This window comes from Bradyrhizobium oropedii (assembly GCF_020889685.1).
GTDB classification, from domain to species: Bacteria; Pseudomonadota; Alphaproteobacteria; order Rhizobiales; family Xanthobacteraceae; genus Bradyrhizobium; species Bradyrhizobium oropedii.
Map to the genome: position 1 here is coordinate 52445 of NZ_JACMYO010000016.1, position 18969 is coordinate 71413.

Annotated in this window: 21 protein-coding genes; 8 read left to right on the top strand and 13 right to left on the bottom strand. The window is 65.4% G+C overall.

The genetic code is table 11. From position 1 onward, the window contains the following. Positions 1-4: 4 nt before the first annotated feature. Positions 5-382, top strand: coding sequence for a response regulator (locus tag H8A95_RS07280; protein WP_229182547.1), 378 nt, complete (start codon positions 5-7; stop codon positions 380-382). A 163-nt stretch (positions 383-545) separates the two neighbouring features. On the opposite strand, the gene H8A95_RS07285 is transcribed toward H8A95_RS07280, so the two are convergent. Further along, complete coding sequence (locus H8A95_RS07285; protein ID WP_229182548.1) at positions 546-3155, bottom strand: TIGR02302 family protein; 2610 nt, start codon at positions 3153-3155, stop codon at positions 546-548. A gap of 171 nt (positions 3156-3326) precedes the next feature. Between H8A95_RS07285 and H8A95_RS07290 the strand changes: the two genes are divergently transcribed. Together H8A95_RS07290 and H8A95_RS07295 are read left to right on the top strand one after the other, a co-directional pair. Further along, complete coding sequence (locus H8A95_RS07290; protein WP_018268955.1) at positions 3327-3710, top strand: carboxymuconolactone decarboxylase family protein; 384 nt, start codon at positions 3327-3329, stop codon at positions 3708-3710. A 237-nt stretch (positions 3711-3947) separates the two neighbouring features. Further along, positions 3948-4859 (top strand): NAD(P)-dependent oxidoreductase, encoded by a 912-nt coding sequence (locus H8A95_RS07295; RefSeq protein ID WP_229182549.1) that lies wholly within the window; start codon positions 3948-3950, stop codon positions 4857-4859. Positions 4860-5038: 179 nt separating this feature from the next. Here H8A95_RS07295 and lysA read toward each other — a convergent pair whose 3' ends face one another. The 3 genes from lysA to argH form a co-directional block, all read right to left on the bottom strand. Next, positions 5039-6304: a diaminopimelate decarboxylase gene (gene lysA, locus H8A95_RS07300; RefSeq protein ID WP_229182550.1), complete on the bottom strand. Its 1266-nt coding sequence runs from the start codon at positions 6302-6304 to the stop codon at positions 5039-5041. A 72-nt stretch (positions 6305-6376) separates the two neighbouring features. Further along, positions 6377-6646, bottom strand: a complete 270-nt coding sequence (gene lptM / locus H8A95_RS07305) for an LPS translocon maturation chaperone LptM (RefSeq protein ID WP_229182551.1) — start codon at positions 6644-6646, stop codon at positions 6377-6379. A 92-nt stretch (positions 6647-6738) separates the two neighbouring features. Continuing rightward, positions 6739-8136 (bottom strand): argininosuccinate lyase, encoded by a 1398-nt coding sequence (gene argH, locus H8A95_RS07310; protein ID WP_229182552.1) that lies wholly within the window; start codon positions 8134-8136, stop codon positions 6739-6741. A 229-nt stretch (positions 8137-8365) separates the two neighbouring features. On the opposite strand from argH, the gene tlpA reads away from it, so the two are divergent. Next, a complete protein-coding gene (gene tlpA, locus H8A95_RS07315; RefSeq protein WP_338027789.1) occupies positions 8366-9046 on the top strand; it encodes a thiol:disulfide interchange protein TlpA in 681 nt (226 codons plus the stop codon). A 134-nt stretch (positions 9047-9180) separates the two neighbouring features. Here tlpA and H8A95_RS07320 read toward each other — a convergent pair whose 3' ends face one another. Both H8A95_RS07320 and H8A95_RS07325 read right to left on the bottom strand, forming a co-directional pair. After that, positions 9181-9369 (bottom strand): putative motility protein, encoded by a 189-nt coding sequence (locus tag H8A95_RS07320; protein ID WP_229182554.1) that lies wholly within the window; start codon positions 9367-9369, stop codon positions 9181-9183. 100 nt (positions 9370-9469) lie between these two features. Continuing rightward, on the bottom strand, positions 9470-10327 hold the full coding sequence (locus tag H8A95_RS07325) for a LysR substrate-binding domain-containing protein (protein WP_229182555.1): 858 nt from the start codon (positions 10325-10327) through the stop codon (positions 9470-9472). A 105-nt stretch (positions 10328-10432) separates the two neighbouring features. Here H8A95_RS07325 and H8A95_RS07330 point away from each other — a divergent pair, with 105 nt between their 5' ends. Genes H8A95_RS07330 through H8A95_RS43735 form a run of 3 tightly spaced genes read left to right on the top strand, consistent with a single transcriptional unit; the run spans position 10433 to position 12146 of the window. Then, positions 10433-10816 (top strand): tautomerase family protein, encoded by a 384-nt coding sequence (locus H8A95_RS07330; RefSeq protein ID WP_229182556.1) that lies wholly within the window; start codon positions 10433-10435, stop codon positions 10814-10816. Beyond that, positions 10813-12024: a pyridoxal phosphate-dependent aminotransferase gene (locus tag H8A95_RS07335; RefSeq protein ID WP_229182557.1), complete on the top strand. Its 1212-nt coding sequence runs from the start codon at positions 10813-10815 to the stop codon at positions 12022-12024. The genes H8A95_RS07330 and H8A95_RS07335 overlap by 4 nt, the downstream gene beginning before the upstream one ends. After that, a complete protein-coding gene (locus H8A95_RS43735; RefSeq protein ID WP_274617388.1) occupies positions 12021-12146 on the top strand; it encodes a hypothetical protein in 126 nt (41 codons plus the stop codon). The genes H8A95_RS07335 and H8A95_RS43735 overlap by 4 nt, the downstream gene beginning before the upstream one ends. 281 nt (positions 12147-12427) lie before the next feature. Here H8A95_RS43735 and H8A95_RS07340 read toward each other — a convergent pair whose 3' ends face one another. From H8A95_RS07340 to H8A95_RS07360, 5 genes are all read right to left on the bottom strand, one after another. After that, positions 12428-13309, bottom strand: a complete 882-nt coding sequence (locus H8A95_RS07340) for a 3-hydroxybutyryl-CoA dehydrogenase (protein ID WP_229182558.1) — start codon at positions 13307-13309, stop codon at positions 12428-12430. A 247-nt stretch (positions 13310-13556) separates the two neighbouring features. Then, positions 13557-14507, bottom strand: a complete 951-nt coding sequence (locus tag H8A95_RS07345) for an electron transfer flavoprotein subunit alpha/FixB family protein (RefSeq protein WP_229182559.1) — start codon at positions 14505-14507, stop codon at positions 13557-13559. Further along, on the bottom strand, positions 14507-15256 hold the full coding sequence (locus H8A95_RS07350) for an electron transfer flavoprotein subunit beta/FixA family protein (RefSeq protein ID WP_229182560.1): 750 nt from the start codon (positions 15254-15256) through the stop codon (positions 14507-14509). Before H8A95_RS07350 ends, H8A95_RS07345 begins: the two co-directional genes overlap by 1 nt. A 117-nt stretch (positions 15257-15373) precedes the next feature. After that, entirely contained in the window at positions 15374-15946 is a 573-nt protein-coding gene (locus tag H8A95_RS07355; protein ID WP_163163018.1) for a cob(I)yrinic acid a,c-diamide adenosyltransferase, read from the bottom strand. 51 nt (positions 15947-15997) lie between these two features. Then, complete coding sequence (locus H8A95_RS07360; RefSeq protein WP_229182561.1) at positions 15998-16192, bottom strand: twin transmembrane helix small protein; 195 nt, start codon at positions 16190-16192, stop codon at positions 15998-16000. Positions 16193-16358: 166 nt separating this feature from the next. On the opposite strand from H8A95_RS07360, the gene H8A95_RS07365 reads away from it, so the two are divergent. Beyond that, complete coding sequence (locus H8A95_RS07365) at positions 16359-17219, top strand: YihY/virulence factor BrkB family protein (RefSeq protein WP_420839344.1); 861 nt, start codon at positions 16359-16361, stop codon at positions 17217-17219. On the opposite strand, the gene H8A95_RS07370 is transcribed toward H8A95_RS07365, so the two are convergent. Next, entirely contained in the window at positions 17146-18459 is a 1314-nt protein-coding gene (locus tag H8A95_RS07370) for an ATP-binding protein (RefSeq protein ID WP_229182563.1), read from the bottom strand. The two genes, H8A95_RS07365 and H8A95_RS07370, sit on opposite strands and share 74 nt — an antisense overlap. A 125-nt stretch (positions 18460-18584) precedes the next feature. Next, positions 18585-18969: glutamate--tRNA ligase family protein (locus H8A95_RS07375; protein WP_229182564.1), on the bottom strand; the 385-nt coding region annotated here is incomplete at its 5' end.

Here is an 18969-nt window from a genome sequence, read left to right on the forward strand (position 1 = left end):
CACCATGACGCGTGTTCTGATCGCCGACGACGAAGACTCGATGCGCTCGCTGGTGGCGCGCGCCATCGCCATGGACGGCCACGAGACCGTGACCGCGCAGGACGGCGCTGAGGCGCTGGAGGTGCTGACGCGCGATGAGGGCGCGTTCGACCTCTTGCTTACCGACATCCAGATGCCCGTGATGGACGGCATCGCGCTGGCCCTGACCGCAGCACGCGACTTCCCCGGGCTGAAGATCCTGCTGATGACCGGCTTCGCGCATCAGCGCGAGCGCGCCTCAGGCCTCAATGCGATCGTGCATGACGTGGTGACCAAGCCGTTCTCGGTGGCCGATATCCGCACGGCGGTGGCGGACGCGCTGGCGGCGCGGAAGGCGAGCTAGGACGTCATTGCAAGGCGAGACCGCCGCGCGCATTGCTCGTCATGCCCCGCGAAAGCGGGGCATCCAGTACGCCGAGGCTTCTCGATTCAATCGCTGACGTCTCTGGAATACTGAATCGCCCGGACAAACAGGCCGGGCGATGACAGTGGAGATGATGCTGGGACTAGTAATCCTTCAGCAGGCGCTCGATATAGTCGAGCTCGATCTGCGGCCGTGACGGATCGGCGAGGCGGCGGCGCAGCTCTTCGAGGATGCGGCGGACGCGCTGGACGTCGATCTCGCCGGGAATCTTCACGGTGTAATCGTCGCCGAATTCACGGCCGTGCAGCGGCCGGCCGAGCGGATCGGTCTGGTTGCCGCCGCTCTGCTGGCGACCGGCGCGGTTGCCGGGGCTATCGCCCGGCTGGTCGCCGTCGCCCTGCTGCATCGCGTCGGCAAGGCTCTGCGCGCCCTTGCGCAGCGCGTCCAGCGCGCGGCCTTGCGAATCCACCGCGCCGTCGGCATTGCCCTCGCCGAGCCGGCCCGATGCATCGCCCATCGCGGAATCGGCCTGGTCGAGCCCGTCGCCGTCATCGCCCTGATCGCCGCCCTGGTCGCCCTGCTGCGCCTGATCGCCCTTCTGGCCCTGACCCTTCTGCCCCTGCTGGCCCTTCTGGCCGCGCTGATCCGGACCCATGCCGCGCTTGGCGAGCTCTTCCTGCAACTTCTTCAGGCGGTCGCGCAGCGCCTGCTGATCCTGTTGCAGATCGCCCATCGACTGGTCGCCCTGCTTGCCGCGCATGCGATCGCGGCGGGAATCCTGGCCCTGCTTGAAGGTCTTGTCGCGCAATTGCTGCTGCTTGCGGATCATGTCGCCGAGCTCGTTGAGCGACTGCTGCATGTCGTCGTCGCCCTGATTGGGCTGCGCCATCTGCAGGTTTTCCAGCATCTGCTGCATCTGCTCGAGCAGCTGCCGCGCCGCATCCTTGTCGCCGGAGCGCGACAGCCGCTCCATGCGATCGAGCATGTTCTTGAGATCCTGCTGGCTCAGCACCTTGGCATTGGGATCGAGCGGCCGGGCGAGCTGCTGCGGATTGTTGCGGAACTGCTCGACCATCTGGCGCAGGAAATTGTCCAGCGCCGCGCGCAGATTGTCGGTGAGCTTCTTGATCTCCTCGTCGGTCGCGCCGCGTTCCAGCGCCTGCTTGAGCGCGTCCTGCGCCGCGCGCAGCGCCTTGTCGACATCACTGATGTTGCCGTCCTCGATGGTGACGGCGAGCGACCACAGGCTGGCGACGACCTCACGCAGCTGATCGTCGGTGCGGGCCGCCTCGAGCTGGCGGGCCACGGTGTGCAGGCCGAGATAATAGCCGGTCTCCGGCATGAACATTTCAGGCGCGATCATCAGCGCGTCGAGCGCGGCGTAGACCTGCCCGTTCTGGTTGGCATCGAGCGCAAGGATCCGACGCTGCTCGATCAGCGCGCGCGCCAACGGCTTGGTGAACAGGCGCTCGGGCAGCCGCATGTTGAAGGGCTCGCTCTTGCCCTCATTGCCGGCTTCATCCTTGGCGGTCAGCGTCAGCGTCACGTCGGCACCGGCATAGGGATCCTCGCTGAGGTCCTTGACGGTCTGGCCGACGCCGTTGCGGGTGCGCGCATTCGGCAGCACCAGCGCGAATTGCGGCGGCTCGAACAGCGGACGCGGCTGCGTCGTCTTGCCGTCGGCATCCTTCGCAGCATCGCCCGGCCGCGGCGCGAATTGCGCGCGCGCTTCGGTCACGCCGTAATCGTCTTCGAGCCGGTAGGACATCTGCAAGGCGCCACGCGCCTGCCGCTCCGGATCCTTGGCGAGCGCAATCGACGGCGGGCGGTCCGGCGTCGCGGTGAACTTCCACTGCGGCTGGCCGGCCGGCGCGCGGACATGCGCGGTGCCGTCGCCGGTGATCTTGAAATGCCGTTCATTGGTGCCCTTGGGCGCCTGCCCCTCCGGCGCGACCTCGTTGACGCCGCCACCGACCACGACGTCGATGGTGCCGCCGCTCGAGCGCACCAGCAGCGTGCTGCCCGAGGGAACCGCGAGCGGGGTGGTGTCGGCCGCGTTGGCGTCTTTGTTGGCGTTGGACAGGATGATCGGCGGCTTGCCGGTGTAGTTCGGCGGCGTCACCCAGGCATCGACCCGGATATTGGCCGGCGCCATGATGCCGTTCCAGTCGAACGCGGAGGCGACCCGCAGGCCGCGTTCGTCGCCGGCCGCGACATAGCTCGCGACCAGCATCACGATGACCAGCGCGCGCAGCGCCCAGGGATCGTGCAGCGAGACGCGCGGCCGCGGCAGGCCGGCGCGGATGCGCTTGATCGAGGCCAGCGTGCGCTCGCGCTGCGCCTGCCACAGTGCCAGCGCAAACGGGTCCTTGTTGGTGAGCGTGTCGGAGAGCGTGGTCGCCGGACGATGGCGGATGCCGGCGCCGCGGTCGAGCCGGCTCAGGCCCTCCTCGCGGCTCGGCCAGCGGAAGCGCACCAGCGGCGACAATGCTGCGAGCCCGGCAAGGCCGAACAGGCCGGCACCGGCCACGCGTGCGGCAAACGGCAGCACCAGCCACAGCCCGGCCCAGGATGCGACCAGGAACAATCCTGCAACTGTCAGGAACCGCGCCAGATGCGGCCAGGCCCGTTCCCACGCAATCGCGAATTTTGCCCGCTGCAGAGCCTCGGTCAGCTTCAAACGCGCGATCGCATCGCTGTCGGGGACGGCGCGTGAGGCGTTGTCAGACGGGTCGATGTTGGCTCCGCTCAACGAAATCTCCGGGGTAGCCGGCAGGTCAGCCTAGCACGGCGGCGGCTTTGAGGCACCCGTTCCCCGACGTAACCCACACCGGGAAATACGCATAACACGAAGGCGTGACTGCGGCGGTGCGACCCCGTAACTTCCCGGCCCGACCCAACGCCTTAAGCATGAGGAAACGATATGGACCAGAAGACGCACGACAAGGGGCTCGAAATCCGCAAGGCGGTGCTCGGCGAGGCCTATGTCAACAATGCGCTGAAGAACTCGGACAGCTTCAACAAGCCGTTCCAGGAACTCGTCACTGAATATTGCTGGGGCGCGGTGTGGGGCCGCGAGGAGCTGCCGCGCAAGACGCGCAGCATGCTCAACCTCGCCATGATCTCGATCCTGAACCGGCCGCACGAGTTGAAGGCGCACATCAAGGGCGCGCTGACCAACGGCGTCTCCCGCGACGAGATCCGCGAGATCTTCATGCAGGTCTCGATCTATGCCGGCATCCCGGCCGGCGTCGACAGCTTCCGCATCGCGCGCGAAGTGTTCGCCGAACTCGACAACAAGGCGTGAGCAAACTCCACTCGTTGTCGTCCCGGCCAAGCCACGGGTCGGCGCGAAGCGCCGCCCGATGACAGGCTCCGCGCGAGCCGGGACCCATAACCACAGCTCGTCGTCGCTACGACGGCTGTGGCTCCAGCTGAACCGAACAATGCAGGCCTGGGGTTATGGGTCCCTGCTTCCGCAGGGACGACATCGAGTGAAGGAGAAACTGCTTCGCGCATAACGACGAAGAGAGGAAACAACACCATGGAAATCGGATTCATCGGCCTCGGGAAGATGGGCTTCCCGATGGCGCGCCGGCTGATCGAGGCCGGCCACGAGCTCACCGTGTTCGACACCCGCAAGGACGTCGTCGACCAGCTCGTTGCGCGCGGCGCTGAGGCAGCAACGTCGCCCAGCGACGTCGCCGACCGCGTAGAGACCGTGATGGCGAGCCTGCCCTCGCTGCAGGCCTCGCTCGAGGTCGCAACCGGCGCCGGCGGCGTGATCGAGGGCAAGCGCGTCAAGCGCTTCATCGATCTCTCCACCGTCGGCTCGCAGATGGCGGTCAAGATCCACGATCTCCTGGCCAAGAAGAACATCGTGCAGATCGACAGCCCGGTCTCCGGCGGCGTCTCCGGCGCCGAGAAGGGCACGCTGGCGGTGATGGTGTCGGGCCCGCGCGCCGATTTCGAGCTGGTGAAGGGCGCGCTCGACGTGATCGGCAAGGTGTTCTTCATCGGCACCAAGCCGGGCTCCGGCCAGACCATGAAGCTCGCCAACAACTTCCTGTCGGCGACCGCGATGGTCGCGACCTCGGAAGCTGTGGTGATGGGCGTGAAGTCCGGGCTCGATCCGGCCGTGATGATCGATGTCATCAATGCCGGCTCCGGGCTGAACACCGCGAGCCGCGACAAGTTTCCGCGCTCGGTGCTGCCGCGCAGCTTCGACTTCGGCTTCGCCACCGGGCTGATGGTGAAGGACGTGCGGCTCGCGGTCGAGGAAATGCGCTCGCTCGGGCTTTCGATGGAAGTCGCCGAGGCGGTCGGCCGGCTCTGGGAAGTCATCATCCGTGACGAGGGACCGGAGTCGGACTTTACGGCTGCGATCAAGCCGATCGAGAAGGCCGCGGGTGTGATCGTCGGTGGGGCTAAGGGCGGAGCTCACGCCGCGAAGTAAGGCGGTCGACAAATAGCCGCCGTCGTCCCGGGCAAGCGAAGCGCGACCCGGGACCCATAACCACAGGCGTTTGTGATTTAGCTGAGCTGGAGCCCAGCTCAGTACAATAAGCAAGAGCGGTGGTTATGGGTCCCTGCTTTCGCAGGGACGACACCGTTAATGAGGCGCGACCTCGGCTCTCACAGCCACGGCGCGGGCTTGTCCATCGCGATCAGCGCGTCGACGTCGATGCGCGGGCGGACCACGGCATACTGGTCGTCCTTGACCAGCACCTCCGGCACCAGAGGCCGGGTGTTGTAGGTGCCGGACTGCACGGCGCCATAGGCGCCGGCGGTCATGATCGCCAGGAGATCGCCGGCCTTCGGCTGCGGCAGCGCGCGGTCGAGCGCGAGATAGTCACCGGTCTCGCAGACCGGGCCGACCACGTCGGCGACCATGGTCGGCGTGCCCTGCGCAGGCTGGCGCACGGCTAAGATGTCGTGATGCGCCTCATACAGCGTCGGCCGGATCAAATCGTTCATCGCGGCATCGATGATGACGAAGTTCTTGGCATCGCCCGGCTTCACATGGATCACGCGGGCAACGAGGATGCCGGCATTGCCGACGATCATGCGGCCCGGCTCGAACATCAGCGTGCAGCCGAGATTATGCGTGACCCGCTTGACCATCGCGGCATAGGCATCCGGCGCCGGCGGCGCGGCGCGGTCCATGTAATAGGGAATGCCGAGCCCGCCGCCGAAATCGATATGCGAGATATCGTGGCCGTCGGCGCGCAGGGTCTGCACGAATTCGGCGAGCAGCCGGAAGGCGACTTCTAGCGGACCGAGATCGGTGATCTGGCTGCCGATATGCACGTCGGTGCCGGTGACCTTGATGCCGGGCAGCTTCGCCGCGCGGGCATAGACCTCGCGGGCGCGCGCGATCGGAATGCCGAACTTGTTCTCGGACTTGCCGGTCGAGATCTTGGCATGGGTGCCGGCGTCGACGTCGGGATTGACCCGCACCGAGATGCGCGCGGTCTTTTTCATTTCGACCGCAAGGCGCGACAGCATCTCGAGTTCCGGCTCGGACTCGATATTGATGCAGAGGATGTCGGTGGCGAGCGCGGCGCGCAGCTCGCTTTCGGTCTTGCCGACGCCCGAAAACACGATCTTCGACGGCGGAATGCCGGCTGCCAGCGCCCGCTTCAACTCGCCGCCGGACACCACGTCGGCGCCGGCGCCGAGCTTGGCCAGCGTGCGCAGCACCGACTGGTTGGAGTTGGCCTTCATCGCATAGCAGACCAGCGCCTTCTCTCCGGCGAAGGCTTCGGTGAAGACGCGGTAGTGCCGCTCCAGCGTCGCGGTCGAATAGCAATAGAACGGCGTGCCGACGGCTTCCGCGAGCTCAATGAGATTGACCGCCTCGGCATGCAGCACGCCGTTGCGATAGTCGAAATGGTTCATGACAAGCTGGATTGTTTGAGCATGATCTTTTCGGAAAACCGGTTCCCACTTTTCCGGATCATGCTCCAGATACTAGTTGCCGAGCAGCGGATCGAGGACGAAAGACCGTTTGTTGCCTTTCGACGCGGCCGGCGCGGCATCCGAGCCATAGGTCGGATTGAACACGCTGGGCTGCGCCGCGCGCTCGGCCTCGGTATCGCCCGGTGCTACGCCCGGCGCGGCGTTCGCGGTCGGCGGCAGGTCGAGCGGTCCCTTGCGGCCGCAGCCGCCGAGCGCGAGCGTTGCAGCGCTCAGCACAATGATGGCCCATCCCGAGGGGGTCAGGCGGTTCTTGCTAATCACAACGAATTCCCCAATTCGGGCGGCACCATACAAACATTGGCGTGCTCTGGCGAGAGGCCGAGGGCTGAGAAATCACGGCCAAATTTTCCGGTTCAGCCCAATTTTCGCTCTTTTTCCAGCCGCTTGGCCCAGGCTTTGGCCTGCGACATCACATTCTTCGGCGCCGTGCCGCCAAACGAGGTCCGGCTCTTCACCGAAGATTCGACGCTGAGCACCTTCAGCGCCTCCGCGGTGATCTTCGGCTCGACCTCCTGCATGGCCGCCAACGGTAATTCGTGCAGCGCCACGCCCTGCTTCGAGGCCAGGCCGACGATGCGCCCGGTCACGTGGTGGGCGTCGCGGAACGGCATTTTCAGGGTGCGCACCAGCCAATCGGCAAGGTCGGTCGCGGTCGCGTAGCCCTCGCCGGCGGCGGCCTTCATCTTCGCCTCGTCCGGCACCAGGTCCTCGACCATGCCGGTCATGGCGCGGATCGCGAGCGACAGCGCCTCGAACGCCTCCATCGCGCCCTGCTTGTCCTCCTGCATGTCCTTTTGATAGGCGAGCGGCAGGCCCTTCATCACGATCAGGAGCGCGGTGAGCGCACCGATCACGCGGCCGGTCTTGGCGCGCACCAGTTCGGCTGCGTCCGGATTGCGCTTCTGCGGCATGATCGACGAGCCGGTCGTGAACTTGTCGCTGAGCTTGACGAGACCGACCAGCGGCGAGGTCCAGATCACGATCTCCTCGGCGAAGCGCGACATGTGCACCGCGCAGATCGCGGCCGCCGACAGCGTCTCCAGCACGAAATCGCGGTCGGACACTGCATCGAGCGAATTGGCCATCGGCCGGTCGAAGCCGAGCGCCCTGGCGGTCGCGGTGCGGTCAATCGGAAACGAGGTGCCGGCGAGCGCGGCCGCACCCAGTGGCGATTCGTTCAGCCGCTTGCGCGCGTCAGTAAAGCGACCACGGTCGCGACCAGCCATCTCGACATAGGCCAGCAGATGATGACCGAAGGTCACCGGCTGCGCGGTCTGCAAATGGGTGAAGCCCGGCATGACCGTTCCGGCATGCTCGAGCGCACGGGCGACCAGCGCCTGCTGGAATGCGGCCAGCGCCGCATCGGTCTCATCGATGGTGTCGCGGACATAGAGCCGGAAATCGGTCGCGACCTGGTCGTTGCGCGAGCGGGCGGTATGCAGCCGGCCCGCGGCGGGCCCGATCAGTTCGGACAGCCGTGACTCGACATTCATGTGAATGTCCTCGAGCGCGCGCTTGAAATCGAAATCGCCCTTGCCGATTTCTGACAAAATCGTGTCTAGACCTTTGCCGATATTTTTCGCATCAGCTGACGTGATGATGCCTTGCGCGGCGAGCATCGCGGCGTGGGCCTTGGACGCGGCAATGTCCTGGGCGTAAAGGTGACGATCGACGTCGATGGAGACGTTGATTTCCTCCATGATCGCGTCGGGACGCTCCGAGAACCGGCCGCCCCACATCTTGTTGCTCATGACATCTCGCTCACGAATTTGTATTTCAAGCCTTGCTGTTCCCGCGCCGAGACGGCGAAACAACATGGCGGTTCCGATCGTATTCCTAGAGCGTTTTCGAGCGAAGTGGCTACCGGTTCGCGTGAAGAAAACGCGTCAAAACAAGAATCTAGAGCCCGTTCCGATTCCATCGGAACGGAAAAGGCTCTAGCCACTGCTTAGCCACATCTGACCCAGGATGACAAACGATATGCCCGAGACGACCCCAAGCGAGCCGACCGCCAAGCCGACTGCCAGATGGCGCATCCCGCTGGTGATCGGCGCCGTGCTGGCCGGGGCCGTGATCGGCTATGTCGGTGTCTCCGGCCTCAGGCACCCCGCGGGCGGCGATATCGCCTGCAACAGCGCGGTCGATCTGGCCAAGAAGATCGCCCCGCTCGCCCATGGCGAGGTGGCGGCGCTGACCATGGCGACCACCCCCTTGAGGCTCCCCGACCTGACCTTCGAGGACGCCAACGGCCAGCCGAAGAAGCTCTCGGACTGGCGCGGCAAGACCGTGCTGGTCAACCTGTGGGCGACCTGGTGCGTGCCCTGCCGCAAGGAGATGCCGGCGCTCGACAGCCTGCAGACCAAGCTCGGCGGCAAGGATTTCGAGGTGGTCGCGATCAACATCGACACCCGCGACCCGGACAAGCCGAAGAACTTCCTGAAGGAAGCCAATCTGACCAGGCTCGGCTATTTCAGCGACCAGAAAGCCAAGGTCTTTCAGGATCTTAAGAACATAGGCAAAGCGCTGGGCATGCCGACCTCGGTACTGGTCGACGGCAAGGGCTGCGAAATCGCCAACATCGCCGGTCCCGCCGAATGGGCGAGCGACGATGCGATCAAGCTGGTGAAGGCGGCGCTGCAGCCGGCCGCGGCGGGGTTCTAGCGGTCTTTGAGGCCGGCCAGGCGCCTGCCCCGTCATTGCGAGGAGCGTAGCGACGAAGCAATCCACGTTCCCGCTTGCGGCGCGATGGATTGCTTCGCCTCGCTCGCAATGACGCGGATAGCTGACGGGTGATCTCAGGCGACGGCGTTGAGATTGCCGCCGATGCCGGGCCCGAGATTTGCGGTGGAGGGGTTGCCGAGCAGGGTCTGAACCGCAGACCTCTCCGCGTCGAGGCTCTGCTTGGTCATGCGGGTCGCGATCTCGCCCTGCAGGTTGCCCTGCTGCATCGACAAGATGCTCGACACCATGCTCATCATGTCCATGCGCGGTACTCCCGGAACTGGCTCTGGGGTAGCGCGCGAAAGTTAATACTTGGGCAATCGAAGGCCGCGTCAGGCTGACACATCGTCCTCGAGTATCCGCTCAGGCCGCGTTCGCCGCGAACGCTGCGCCGAGGGTGCGCAGCGCCTGCCGTGTCCGCGCGTCCGACAGCTTTGAGTGCAGCATGACGTCGCGCGACGGCAATGGCGGCAGACCAAGCCGGGACCCGAGATCGACGGTATCGGCCGGTGCCACCCGGCGCGCCAACGCGGCGACCGCGAGCCCTGCGGAGATCGCGGCTCCGATCGTCGAAAGCCCGCCACCGACGAACGCCTCGGTCCAGGCGATACCGGCGGCGTCGAGAACTTCGACGGCCATGGCGCGCACGCTGCACGGCTCGGCCTGCGTGGCGAGCCGCAACGGCTCGCCCGGCCGATGGTGAAAATCGGGCGCCGCCATCCAGCCAAAGGGTTCTTCGAACAGCACGTCGCCATCGCGGCGCCTGGCGTCGTGGCGTAGCGCGATTGCAGCATCGAGCTTGCCGTCGTCGAATGCGCTGAGCACCGCGCGCGACGTGTCGACGTGCAGCTGGATCACCAGGCCGGGATCGGTGGCGTTCATCCGCTTCAACAGCGAGGCCAGCTCCGTTCCGACGATGTGGTGGCTGATGCCGACGACCAACCGCCGATGCTCGACCGCAAACGACCCGATCGCCGATTGATGCGCGGCTACCAGATTACGCGCCGCACCGAGAAAGGCCGCACCTTCGGCGGACAGCCGGACCAGCCGCGGCGTGCGCTCCAGCAGCCGCCGGCCGAGCCCGTCTTCCAGCCGCCTGATCTTCAAACTGACCGCCGACTGCGTGGTCTCCATGACCTGCGCCGCGCGCGTGAAGCTGCTGAGGTCGGCGACCAGGACGAAGGCCTGCACCGCCTCGACGTCGAGTGCCTTCATGGCCATTCATTTAAATTGGCAATCATTGAAATACGATATCATACCGTTTTTCAATGATCAACGAGCCCCTAGGATCGGCTGAACGCAACGATCGCCAGGAGAGCCACCATCATGCCGTTGACCCGTGTCTCGCTGCGGCGGGGCAAGCCCGCCGCCTACCGCAAGGCCATTCTCGACAGCCTTTATCGCGCCATGCGCGAGACCTTCGATGTGCCGGAAGGCGATCGCTTCATGACGGTCTCCGAGCACGACGACGGCGATTTCATCTATGGCGCCGACTACCTCGGTATCAGGCGCAGCGATGATCTGGGCATCATTCAGATCACCGTCAGCAACACCCGCCCGGTGGCGCAGAAGCAGAAGCTCTATCGACGGATCGCCGAACTGCTGACGGAGAGCCCCGGCCTGCGCGCCGAGGACGTCTTCATCAACCTCGTCGAGGTGCTTCCCGAGAACTGGTCGTTCGGCAACGGTGAGGCGCAGTACGTCCGATGACCGCCGCACCGATCCTCTCGCCGCGCATGCGCGGCATCACGGCATCGCCCGCCTCGGTGCTGCGCCGCCGCGCCCGCGAGCTGCGCGCCACCGGGCGCGACATCATCGAGCTGTCGTCGGGCAACCTGGACTTCCCGACACCGGAGCATGTGATCGCGGCGGCGCATGACGCGGCATTGCGCGGCGAAACCCGCTACACCGATGTCGACGGCACGCCCGAATTGAAGCGCGCGGTGCAGGCCGCGCTGCTGCGCGACCATCGTCTCGACTATCGACTGGATGAGATCGTCATCACCAACGGCTCGACCCAGGCGCTGTTCAACGCGCTGCTGGCAACGCTGGCGCCCGCCGACGAGGTGATCATCCCCGCACCCTATTGGGCGCCCTATCTCGATCAGGTCCGGTTGGCAGGCGGCACGCCAGTGGTGGTGCCGTGCGCGCAGAACAACGGCTTCAGGCTGCGCGCGGAGGATCTGCAGGCGGCGATCTCGCCGCGAACGCGCTGGGTCGTGCTCAACAATCCGGTCAATCCCTCCGGTGCGCTGTATTCGCGTGAGGATCTCTCCGAGATCGCCGCGGTCCTGTTGCGGCATCCGGATATCTGGGTGCTCGCCGACGGGCTCTACGAGCACATCACGTTCGACGGCTTACCAGCGCCGACGCTGGCGGAGATCGAGCCGCGCCTGAAGCCGCGGACGCTGACCGTCAGCGGCCTCGCCAAGAGCTACGCCATGATGGCATGGCGGATCGGCTATGCCGCCGGACCATCGGCGCTGATCCGCGAGATGATCGCGATCCAGTCGCAGACCACGTCGGGTGCATCGTCGATCAGCCAGGCCGCTGCCGTTGCGGCGCTCGACGGCCCGCAAGATATGCTGCGCGAACGCGCCGCCATCCTTCGCACGCGGCGCGATCGCTTTGCCGAACTGCTGAATGAATGCGCCGGGCTGTCCTGCGTGCCGCCGGAAGGCACGTTCTATCTGCTGGTCAATTGCGCCGGCGTGATCGGCAAGCATGCGCCCGACGGCAAGGCGATCGAGACGGATCGCGATTTCTCGACCTATCTGCTCGAGCAGGCCGATGTGGTGGTGTTTCCCGGCGAGGATCTCGGGCTGTCGCCCTATATCCGCGTCAGCTTCGCCAACCCGTCGGCGACCATCGAAGCGGCCGCAAGGCGATTGAAGCGCGCCTGCGACGCCCTGCAATGACGCCTCACGCACAGAGCCGGCGCCTCGCGCTGGCAGCGCATCTGCTCGGGCTTGGAATGGGTGTGGCTGTCATTGTTGGTCTCGTGCCCGCGACGCTGGCGCTGTTGCGGGCACTGACCTGAAGAGAGAGCTAGTGACTAAAGCCGCAAATACTCCCCCTCCCGCTACGGCCACGTACCGTAGCCCGCGGGGTGAGGCGCGCCGCACTATTTCTGAATAATAGAATAGTGCCGCTGATTTGCCCGACGTGTCAAGCCGGCACGCCGCCGGCTACTTTGCATGGGGTTGTTTTCGATATTTTGGCAGAGGCAGGCTGTCACATATGGCAGCTCACATTCCATAGCTCGCCCGGCCTGTCCCGGCCAAGACGACGTGGACCTGTCAGTTGCAAAATCTCGTACGATTACCGCGTCGGCACCGGCTTGTCGCCGCGATAGTCGTAGAAGCCGCGCTGGCTCTTGCGTCCGAGCCAGCCGGCCTCGACGTATTTCACCAGCAGCGGACACGGCCGGTACTTGGAGTCGGCCAGCCCTTCGTGCAGCACCTGCATGATCGACAGGCAGGTATCGAGGCCGATGAAATCGGCGAGCTCGAGCGGGCCCATCGGATGGTGCGCGCCGAGCTTCATCGCGGCATCGATCGCCTCGACGTTACCGACGCCTTCATACAGCGTGTAGATCGCCTCGTTGATCATCGGCAGCAGAATGCGGTTGACGATGAAGGCGGGGAAATCCTCCGAGACCGCGACCTGCTTGCCGAGCTTGGCCACGAACGCCTTGGCGGTGTCGAAGGTCGTGTCGTCGGTGGCGATGCCGCGGATCAGCTCGACCAGCTCCATCGCCGGCACCGGATTCATGAAGTGAATGCCGATGAATTTCTCCGGGCGGTCGGTCGAGGCGGCGAGCCTTGTGATCGAGATCGACGACGAGTTGGTCGCGACGATCGCTTCCGGCTTCAGCACCGCGCAGACGTCGTGGAAGATCTTGCGCTTGGTCTCTTCCTTCTCGACCGCGGTCTCGATCACGAGGTCGCAATCGGCCAGCGCATCGATCGCTTCGGCGGAGGCGATGCGGTCGAGTGCCTGCTTGCGCTCGCCTTCGCTGATCGCCTTCTTGGCGACCTGGCGGGTCAGATTGCCGTTGATGGTCGCCAGCGCCGACTTCAGCCGGTCGCCGGACACGTCATTGAGCACCACGTCGAAACCGGCCAGCGCCGCCACATGGGCAATGCCATTGCCCATCTGGCCCGAACCGATCACGCCGACCTTTTTGATTGCCACCGTCATCTTGTCATCCACCGGAACGGCGCGCATGTCGCGCCTGCCCAATTCCAACGATACCCGAAGTGAAGCCTTCCGGGTTGCCCAATCCGCCGGAAAACGTTTCCCGGGACCATGATGTGATGACAGGTCATCACGCCCCGATCCCATCTCCCCTGACGAGCATGATCCTTTCGGAAAAACGTTTCCGGATCATTGCCTCGAAAATAGTAACACCGGCCGGAGCTTACCCATCCGGCCGGTGTCTTGTCGCTTACTTTCCGAGCTTGCCGAGCGCTTCGGTGAGCTCTGGAACCGCCTGGTAGAGGTCGGCGACCAAGCCGTAATCGGCGACCTGGAAGATCGGCGCGTCTTCATCCTTGTTGATGGCGACGATCACCTTGGAGTCCTTCATGCCGGCCAGATGCTGGATCGCGCCGGAGATGCCGACCGCGACATAAAGTTCCGGGGCCACCACCTTGCCGGTCTGGCCGACCTGCCAGTCGTTCGGCGCATAGCCGGCATCGACCGCGGCGCGCGAGGCGCCGACGCCGGCGCCGAGCTTGTCGGCGAGCGGCTCGATGTACTTGGCGAAGTTCTCGCGGCTCTGCATGGCGCGGCCACCCGAGACGATGATCTTGGCCGAGGTCAGTTCCGGACGGTCGCTCTTGGCGACTTCCTCGCCGACGAACGACGACAGGCCCGGATCGGCGGCCGATGCGGCGTTCTCGATCGCCGCGCTGCCGCCTTCGCCGGCGGCGGCGAAGGTCGAGGTGCGGACCGTGATCACCTTCTTGGCGTCCTTGGACTTCACAGTCTGGATCGCGTTGCCGGCATAGATCGGCCGCTCATAGGTGTCGGGCGCGACGACCTTGATGATCTCCGAGACCTGCATGACGTCGAGCAGCGCTGCGACGCGCGGCATCACGTTCTTGAAGCGCGAGGTCGCGGGCGCGACGAAGGCGTCGTAGTTCGGCGCAAGCGCGACGATCAGCGCAGCCAGCGGCTCGGCGAGGTCGTGCTCATAGGCGGGGCCTTCGGCAACCAGCACCTTGGTGACGCCGGCAAGCTTGGCGGCGGCTTCCGCTGCCGCCTTGGTGCCCTGGCCGCCACCGGCAACCAGCACATGCACGTCGCCGCCGAGCTGGCTCGCCGCGGTCAGCGCCTTGTTGGTCGAGTCCTTCAGGGTCTCGTGGTCGTGTTCGGCAATCAACAGCGTCGTCATCAGAGAACCCCGGCTTCGGTCTTGAGCTTGTTCACGAGTTCGGCGACGTCCTTGACCTTGACGCCCGCCTTGCGGCCTGCCGGTTCCGCGGTCTTCAGCACTTCCAGACGCGGCGTCACATCGACGCCGTAGTCGGCGACGCTCTTGTCGTCGATCGGCTTCTTCTTCGCCTTCATGATGTTGGGCAGCGACGCATAGCGCGGCTCGTTGAGGCGAAGGTCGGTGGTGACGATCGCCGGGCCCTTCAGCTTGATGGTCTGCAGGCCGCCGTCGACTTCGCGCGTGACCTTGAAGTCACTTCCTTCGACCTCGAGCTTGGAGGCGAAGGTCGCCTGCGACCAGCCGAGCAGCGCGGCCAGCATCTGGCCGGTCTGGTTCGAATCGTCGTCGATCGCCTGCTTGCCGAGAATGACGAGGCCGGGCTGCTCCGCGTCGACCACCGCCTTCAGGATCTTGGCGACGGCGAGCGGTTCGACATTGCCTTCGGCCTTGACCAGGATGCCGCGGTCGGCGCCCATCGCAAGCGCGGTGCGGATGGTCTCGGAGGCCTGCGCCGGTCCGATCGACACCACCACCACTTCGGTCGCCTTGCCGGCTTCCTTCAGCCGCAGCGCTTCCTCGACGGCGATCTCGTCGAACGGGTTCATCGACATCTTGACGTTGGCGAGCTCCACGCCCGTCCCGTCGCTCTTGACGCGGACCTTGACGTTGTAGTCGACGACCCGCTTTACCGGCACAAGAACCTTCATCGATCCTCTTTCGCTTTGATTTTATGGGTTTCGGTTGGCTGGCGCGGAACCTAAAGGTCCCGTTTCCCCCGGTCAACGCGCCAAAGCCAAAAAACCGTCACCCGGTTTTGAACCAGTTTAGCGGTTTTGACCCGGCACCCACAACACGTCTCCCGCCCCCTTATTGTTCTGGAAGCGGCTGGCAACGAACAGGAAATCCGACAGGCGGTTCATATACTGGATGCCAGCGGCATTGACCGGCTCGTCGGGCCGGGCGGCGAGTTCCACCATCATCCGTTCCGCGCGGCGACATATCGTCCGGGCGAGATGCAGATATGCAGATGCGGGCGTCCCGCCGGGCAGCACGAACGAGGTCAGCGGCGCAAGCTGGTCGTTCAGGCTGTCGATGTCGCGCTCGAGCCGTTCGACCTGGCTTGCCAGCACCCGCAGGCGCTCCGCCTTGCCCTCGCGCTCGGGCACCGCAAGGTCGGCGCCAAGATCGAACAGATCGTTCTGGATCCGGCCGAGCATCGCATCGACCTCGGGGCTATCTGCGAGATGCAGCCGCACCACGCCGATCGCAGCATTGGTCTCGTCGACGGTGCCATAGGCGGCAACGCGCAGATCGTATTTCGGCCGCCGCTCGCCGGAGCCGAGCGCGGTGGTGCCGTCATCGCCGGTACGCGTGTAGATCCGATTGAGAACGACCATGGCCGTGATCCCCTAAGGTTTGCACAATCGCGCAACTTCGCTCGAAACGCTCTAACGCCCCATCGTCCACACCGCGAGCATCGCGATGACGATGGCGACGAACTGCAGCAGCACGCGCAGCCGCATCAGCTTCTGCGACGTGTTCGGCGAGCCGCCCTTCATCATGTTGATAAGGCCGAGCAGGAGCACCAAGGCTACGGCGCCGACGGCGATGGGAAGAACGATCATGCTGAGAAGAGATGTCATCTGCGGTACATAACACCGCAGGACACGGACTTCCACACAGCTCCGCCATGCAACCAACTGGCTTTTCAGTGCGTAATATCAGATGCTGGGCCCGTTCTCGGACCGAGCCGTTTTCGACAATGCCGGGTGGAATGTGAAGCAGCTTCGTTACGTCACCCACGTCGTGATGGATGCCTTTTACACGTTCCTCGCCGACGACGGCTGGGCGATCGCGAGCCACATCGCGCTATCGACCCTAATGGCGCTGTTTCCGTTTCTGATCGTGCTGACGTCGCTGGCCGGCTTCTTCGGCTCCAAGCAGCTCGCCGACCAGGCCGTCGGGCTGTTGCTGCAGGTATGGCCGGATCAGGTCGCCGGGGCATTGTCCGGCCAGATCCACGACGTTTTGACCAACACCCGCGGCGACATCCTGACCATCGGCGCGGTGCTTGCGGTCTACTTCGCCTCCAACGGCGTCGAGGCGCTGCGGGTGGCGCTGAACCGCGCCTATGCGGTGATCGAGCCGCGGCGCTGGTACTGGCTGCGGCTGGAATCGATCGGCTACACGCTGGTCGCGGCGTTCACCTCGCTCGCGATGGCCTTCCTGATCGTGCTCGGGCCGCTGATCATCGAGGCGGCGCGGCGCTATATTCCGTTCTTCGTCGAATCCAACGAGAGCCTGCTCAACACCGCTCGTTACGGCATCACGATCCTGGCGCTGGTGGTTGCGCTGTTCATCCTGCATGCCTGGCTGCCGGCGGGCCGCCGCAGCTTCACGCAGATCCTGCCCGGCATCATTTTCACCGTGGTGGCGTCGCTGATCTCGGGCATCGGCTTCGGCATGTACCTGGCGCGCTTCGCCAACAACTACGTGACGATGTATGCGGGGCTCGCCTCGGTGATCATCGCACTGGTGTTCCTGTATTTCATCGCCGCGATCTTCGTGTTCGGCGGCGAATTGAACGCGGCGATCATCAAGTCGCGGCTGCCGCACGGCGTGTCGCTTCATGCAGCGCAGTTGCGAGTGCCCGCGGAGAAACAGGCTTGACCAGGAAGGTGTCGGCGCCGGCGGCGCGCGCGGCGGCTTCGTCCTCGGCACGGCCGGAAATCCCGACGATCACGATACGGCCGTGCGGCGGCGGCAGCGCGCGGATGCGCTTGATCGTTTCGACACCGCCGATGCCCGGCAGCACCATGTCCATCAGCACGGCGTCGAAGGCGCCCTGTCCGAGCTTATCCGGCGCGGCCTCGCCCTGACCGACGAATTCGGCGTGGTGACCGAGCTCGGTCAGGATCGTGTTGAGCACGACGCGGCCGAACGGGTTGTCCTCGACGCTCAGCAGCCGCAATCCCTGCGCTGCATGCGCCGCGGTACCTTCGCTCGACATTGCTCCGGCCCGCCCTTCGGCCGGCGCCAGGACCACGTTGAGCGTGAAGACGGTCCCGCCGCCCACGCGTTGCGCCGCGACGACGTCCCCGCCCATGGCGCGCGCGAGCTGCCGGACCGAGGACAGGCCGAGCCCGGCGCCGCCGAACCGCGCGGCGATCGAGACATTGGCCTGCGAGAACGGCCGGAACAGGCGCTTGACCTCCGACAGCGTCAGGCCGATGCCGCTGTCGGAAATCACAAAGGCAACGCCGATCCTGCCACCGGTTTTGCCACCGTTCTTGGCCTTGGCCGCGCGCACCGGCGCGACATTGAGCTCGATGCTGCCCTGCTCGGTGAACTTGACGGCGTTGTCGATCAGGTTCTCCAACGCCGCGCGCAGGCGAACGGGATCGCCGACCGCGAAGGCGGGCAGCCTGTCGGAGACCTCGACCGAGGCCTGCAATCCCTTGGCCGCCGCGCGGCCGGCCAGCGAATCCGCGGCCTGGCGCGCCAGCGTGCGCAGGTCGAAGAATTCCTGCCGGATCTCGAGCCCCGGTCCCTCGCTGCGGGCGGCATCGACGAACAGGGTCGCAAGGCTTGCCAAGTGCTCGGCGCCGGCCTTGATGGTGTCGACCCAGCGCCGCTCGCGCTCGCCAAGTTCCGACGTCGCGAGCAGATTGCTGATCGCGAGGATTCCGGTCAGCGGCGTCCGCACCTCATGGGCAAAGGCTGCGAGCGCCGTCTCGACCATGCCGGCACCGGCCTTCGCAGGCGACTTTCGCACCGGCCGTTTGCGGCCCGGCTTAGCCGCCACCTTGGCGGCGCGTATTTTGGCGGTGCGTGGTTTGGCGGCGCGTGCCTTCGGCGGCAGCCTTTTGGATGGCCGCTTGCTGCGCCGTACGCGCGATTTTGACGCCATGGTCTCAGTGATCCCCGCCCCGGACGACAACATGGCATGCCAGACGTACCGGAGTCACGGCGGCGTTTGCGGCCTGCCGCCACGACGCACCCTGATGGTAACCGCGATCGAATTCGTCCGGGGATCTACGGCAAACCGACCAGGCGGCGGACGTCAGCCGGGCTCGCGCCCTCCGCCCGCAACTCGCGGAGTCCGGTCGCCTGGGTCGATTTCGACAGTTTCTGGCCGGCTGCATCGCGGATCAGGCGGTGGTGCCGGTAGGCTGGCACTGGCAAGCCAAGCAGTTCCTGCAACAGCCGATGCACGCTGGTCGACCAGAACAGGTCAACGCCCCTGACCACATCCGTGACGCCCTGCAAGGCGTCGTCGATCACGACCGAGAGATGGTAGCTGGTTGGGGTCTCCTTGCGCGCCAGGATCACGTCGCCCCAGGCCTCAGGCTGGGCTGCGACGTCTCCGCTTTCGCCGGCCGGCCCCTCACCTGTTTCCTGCCAGCACAAGCCGCCCGCG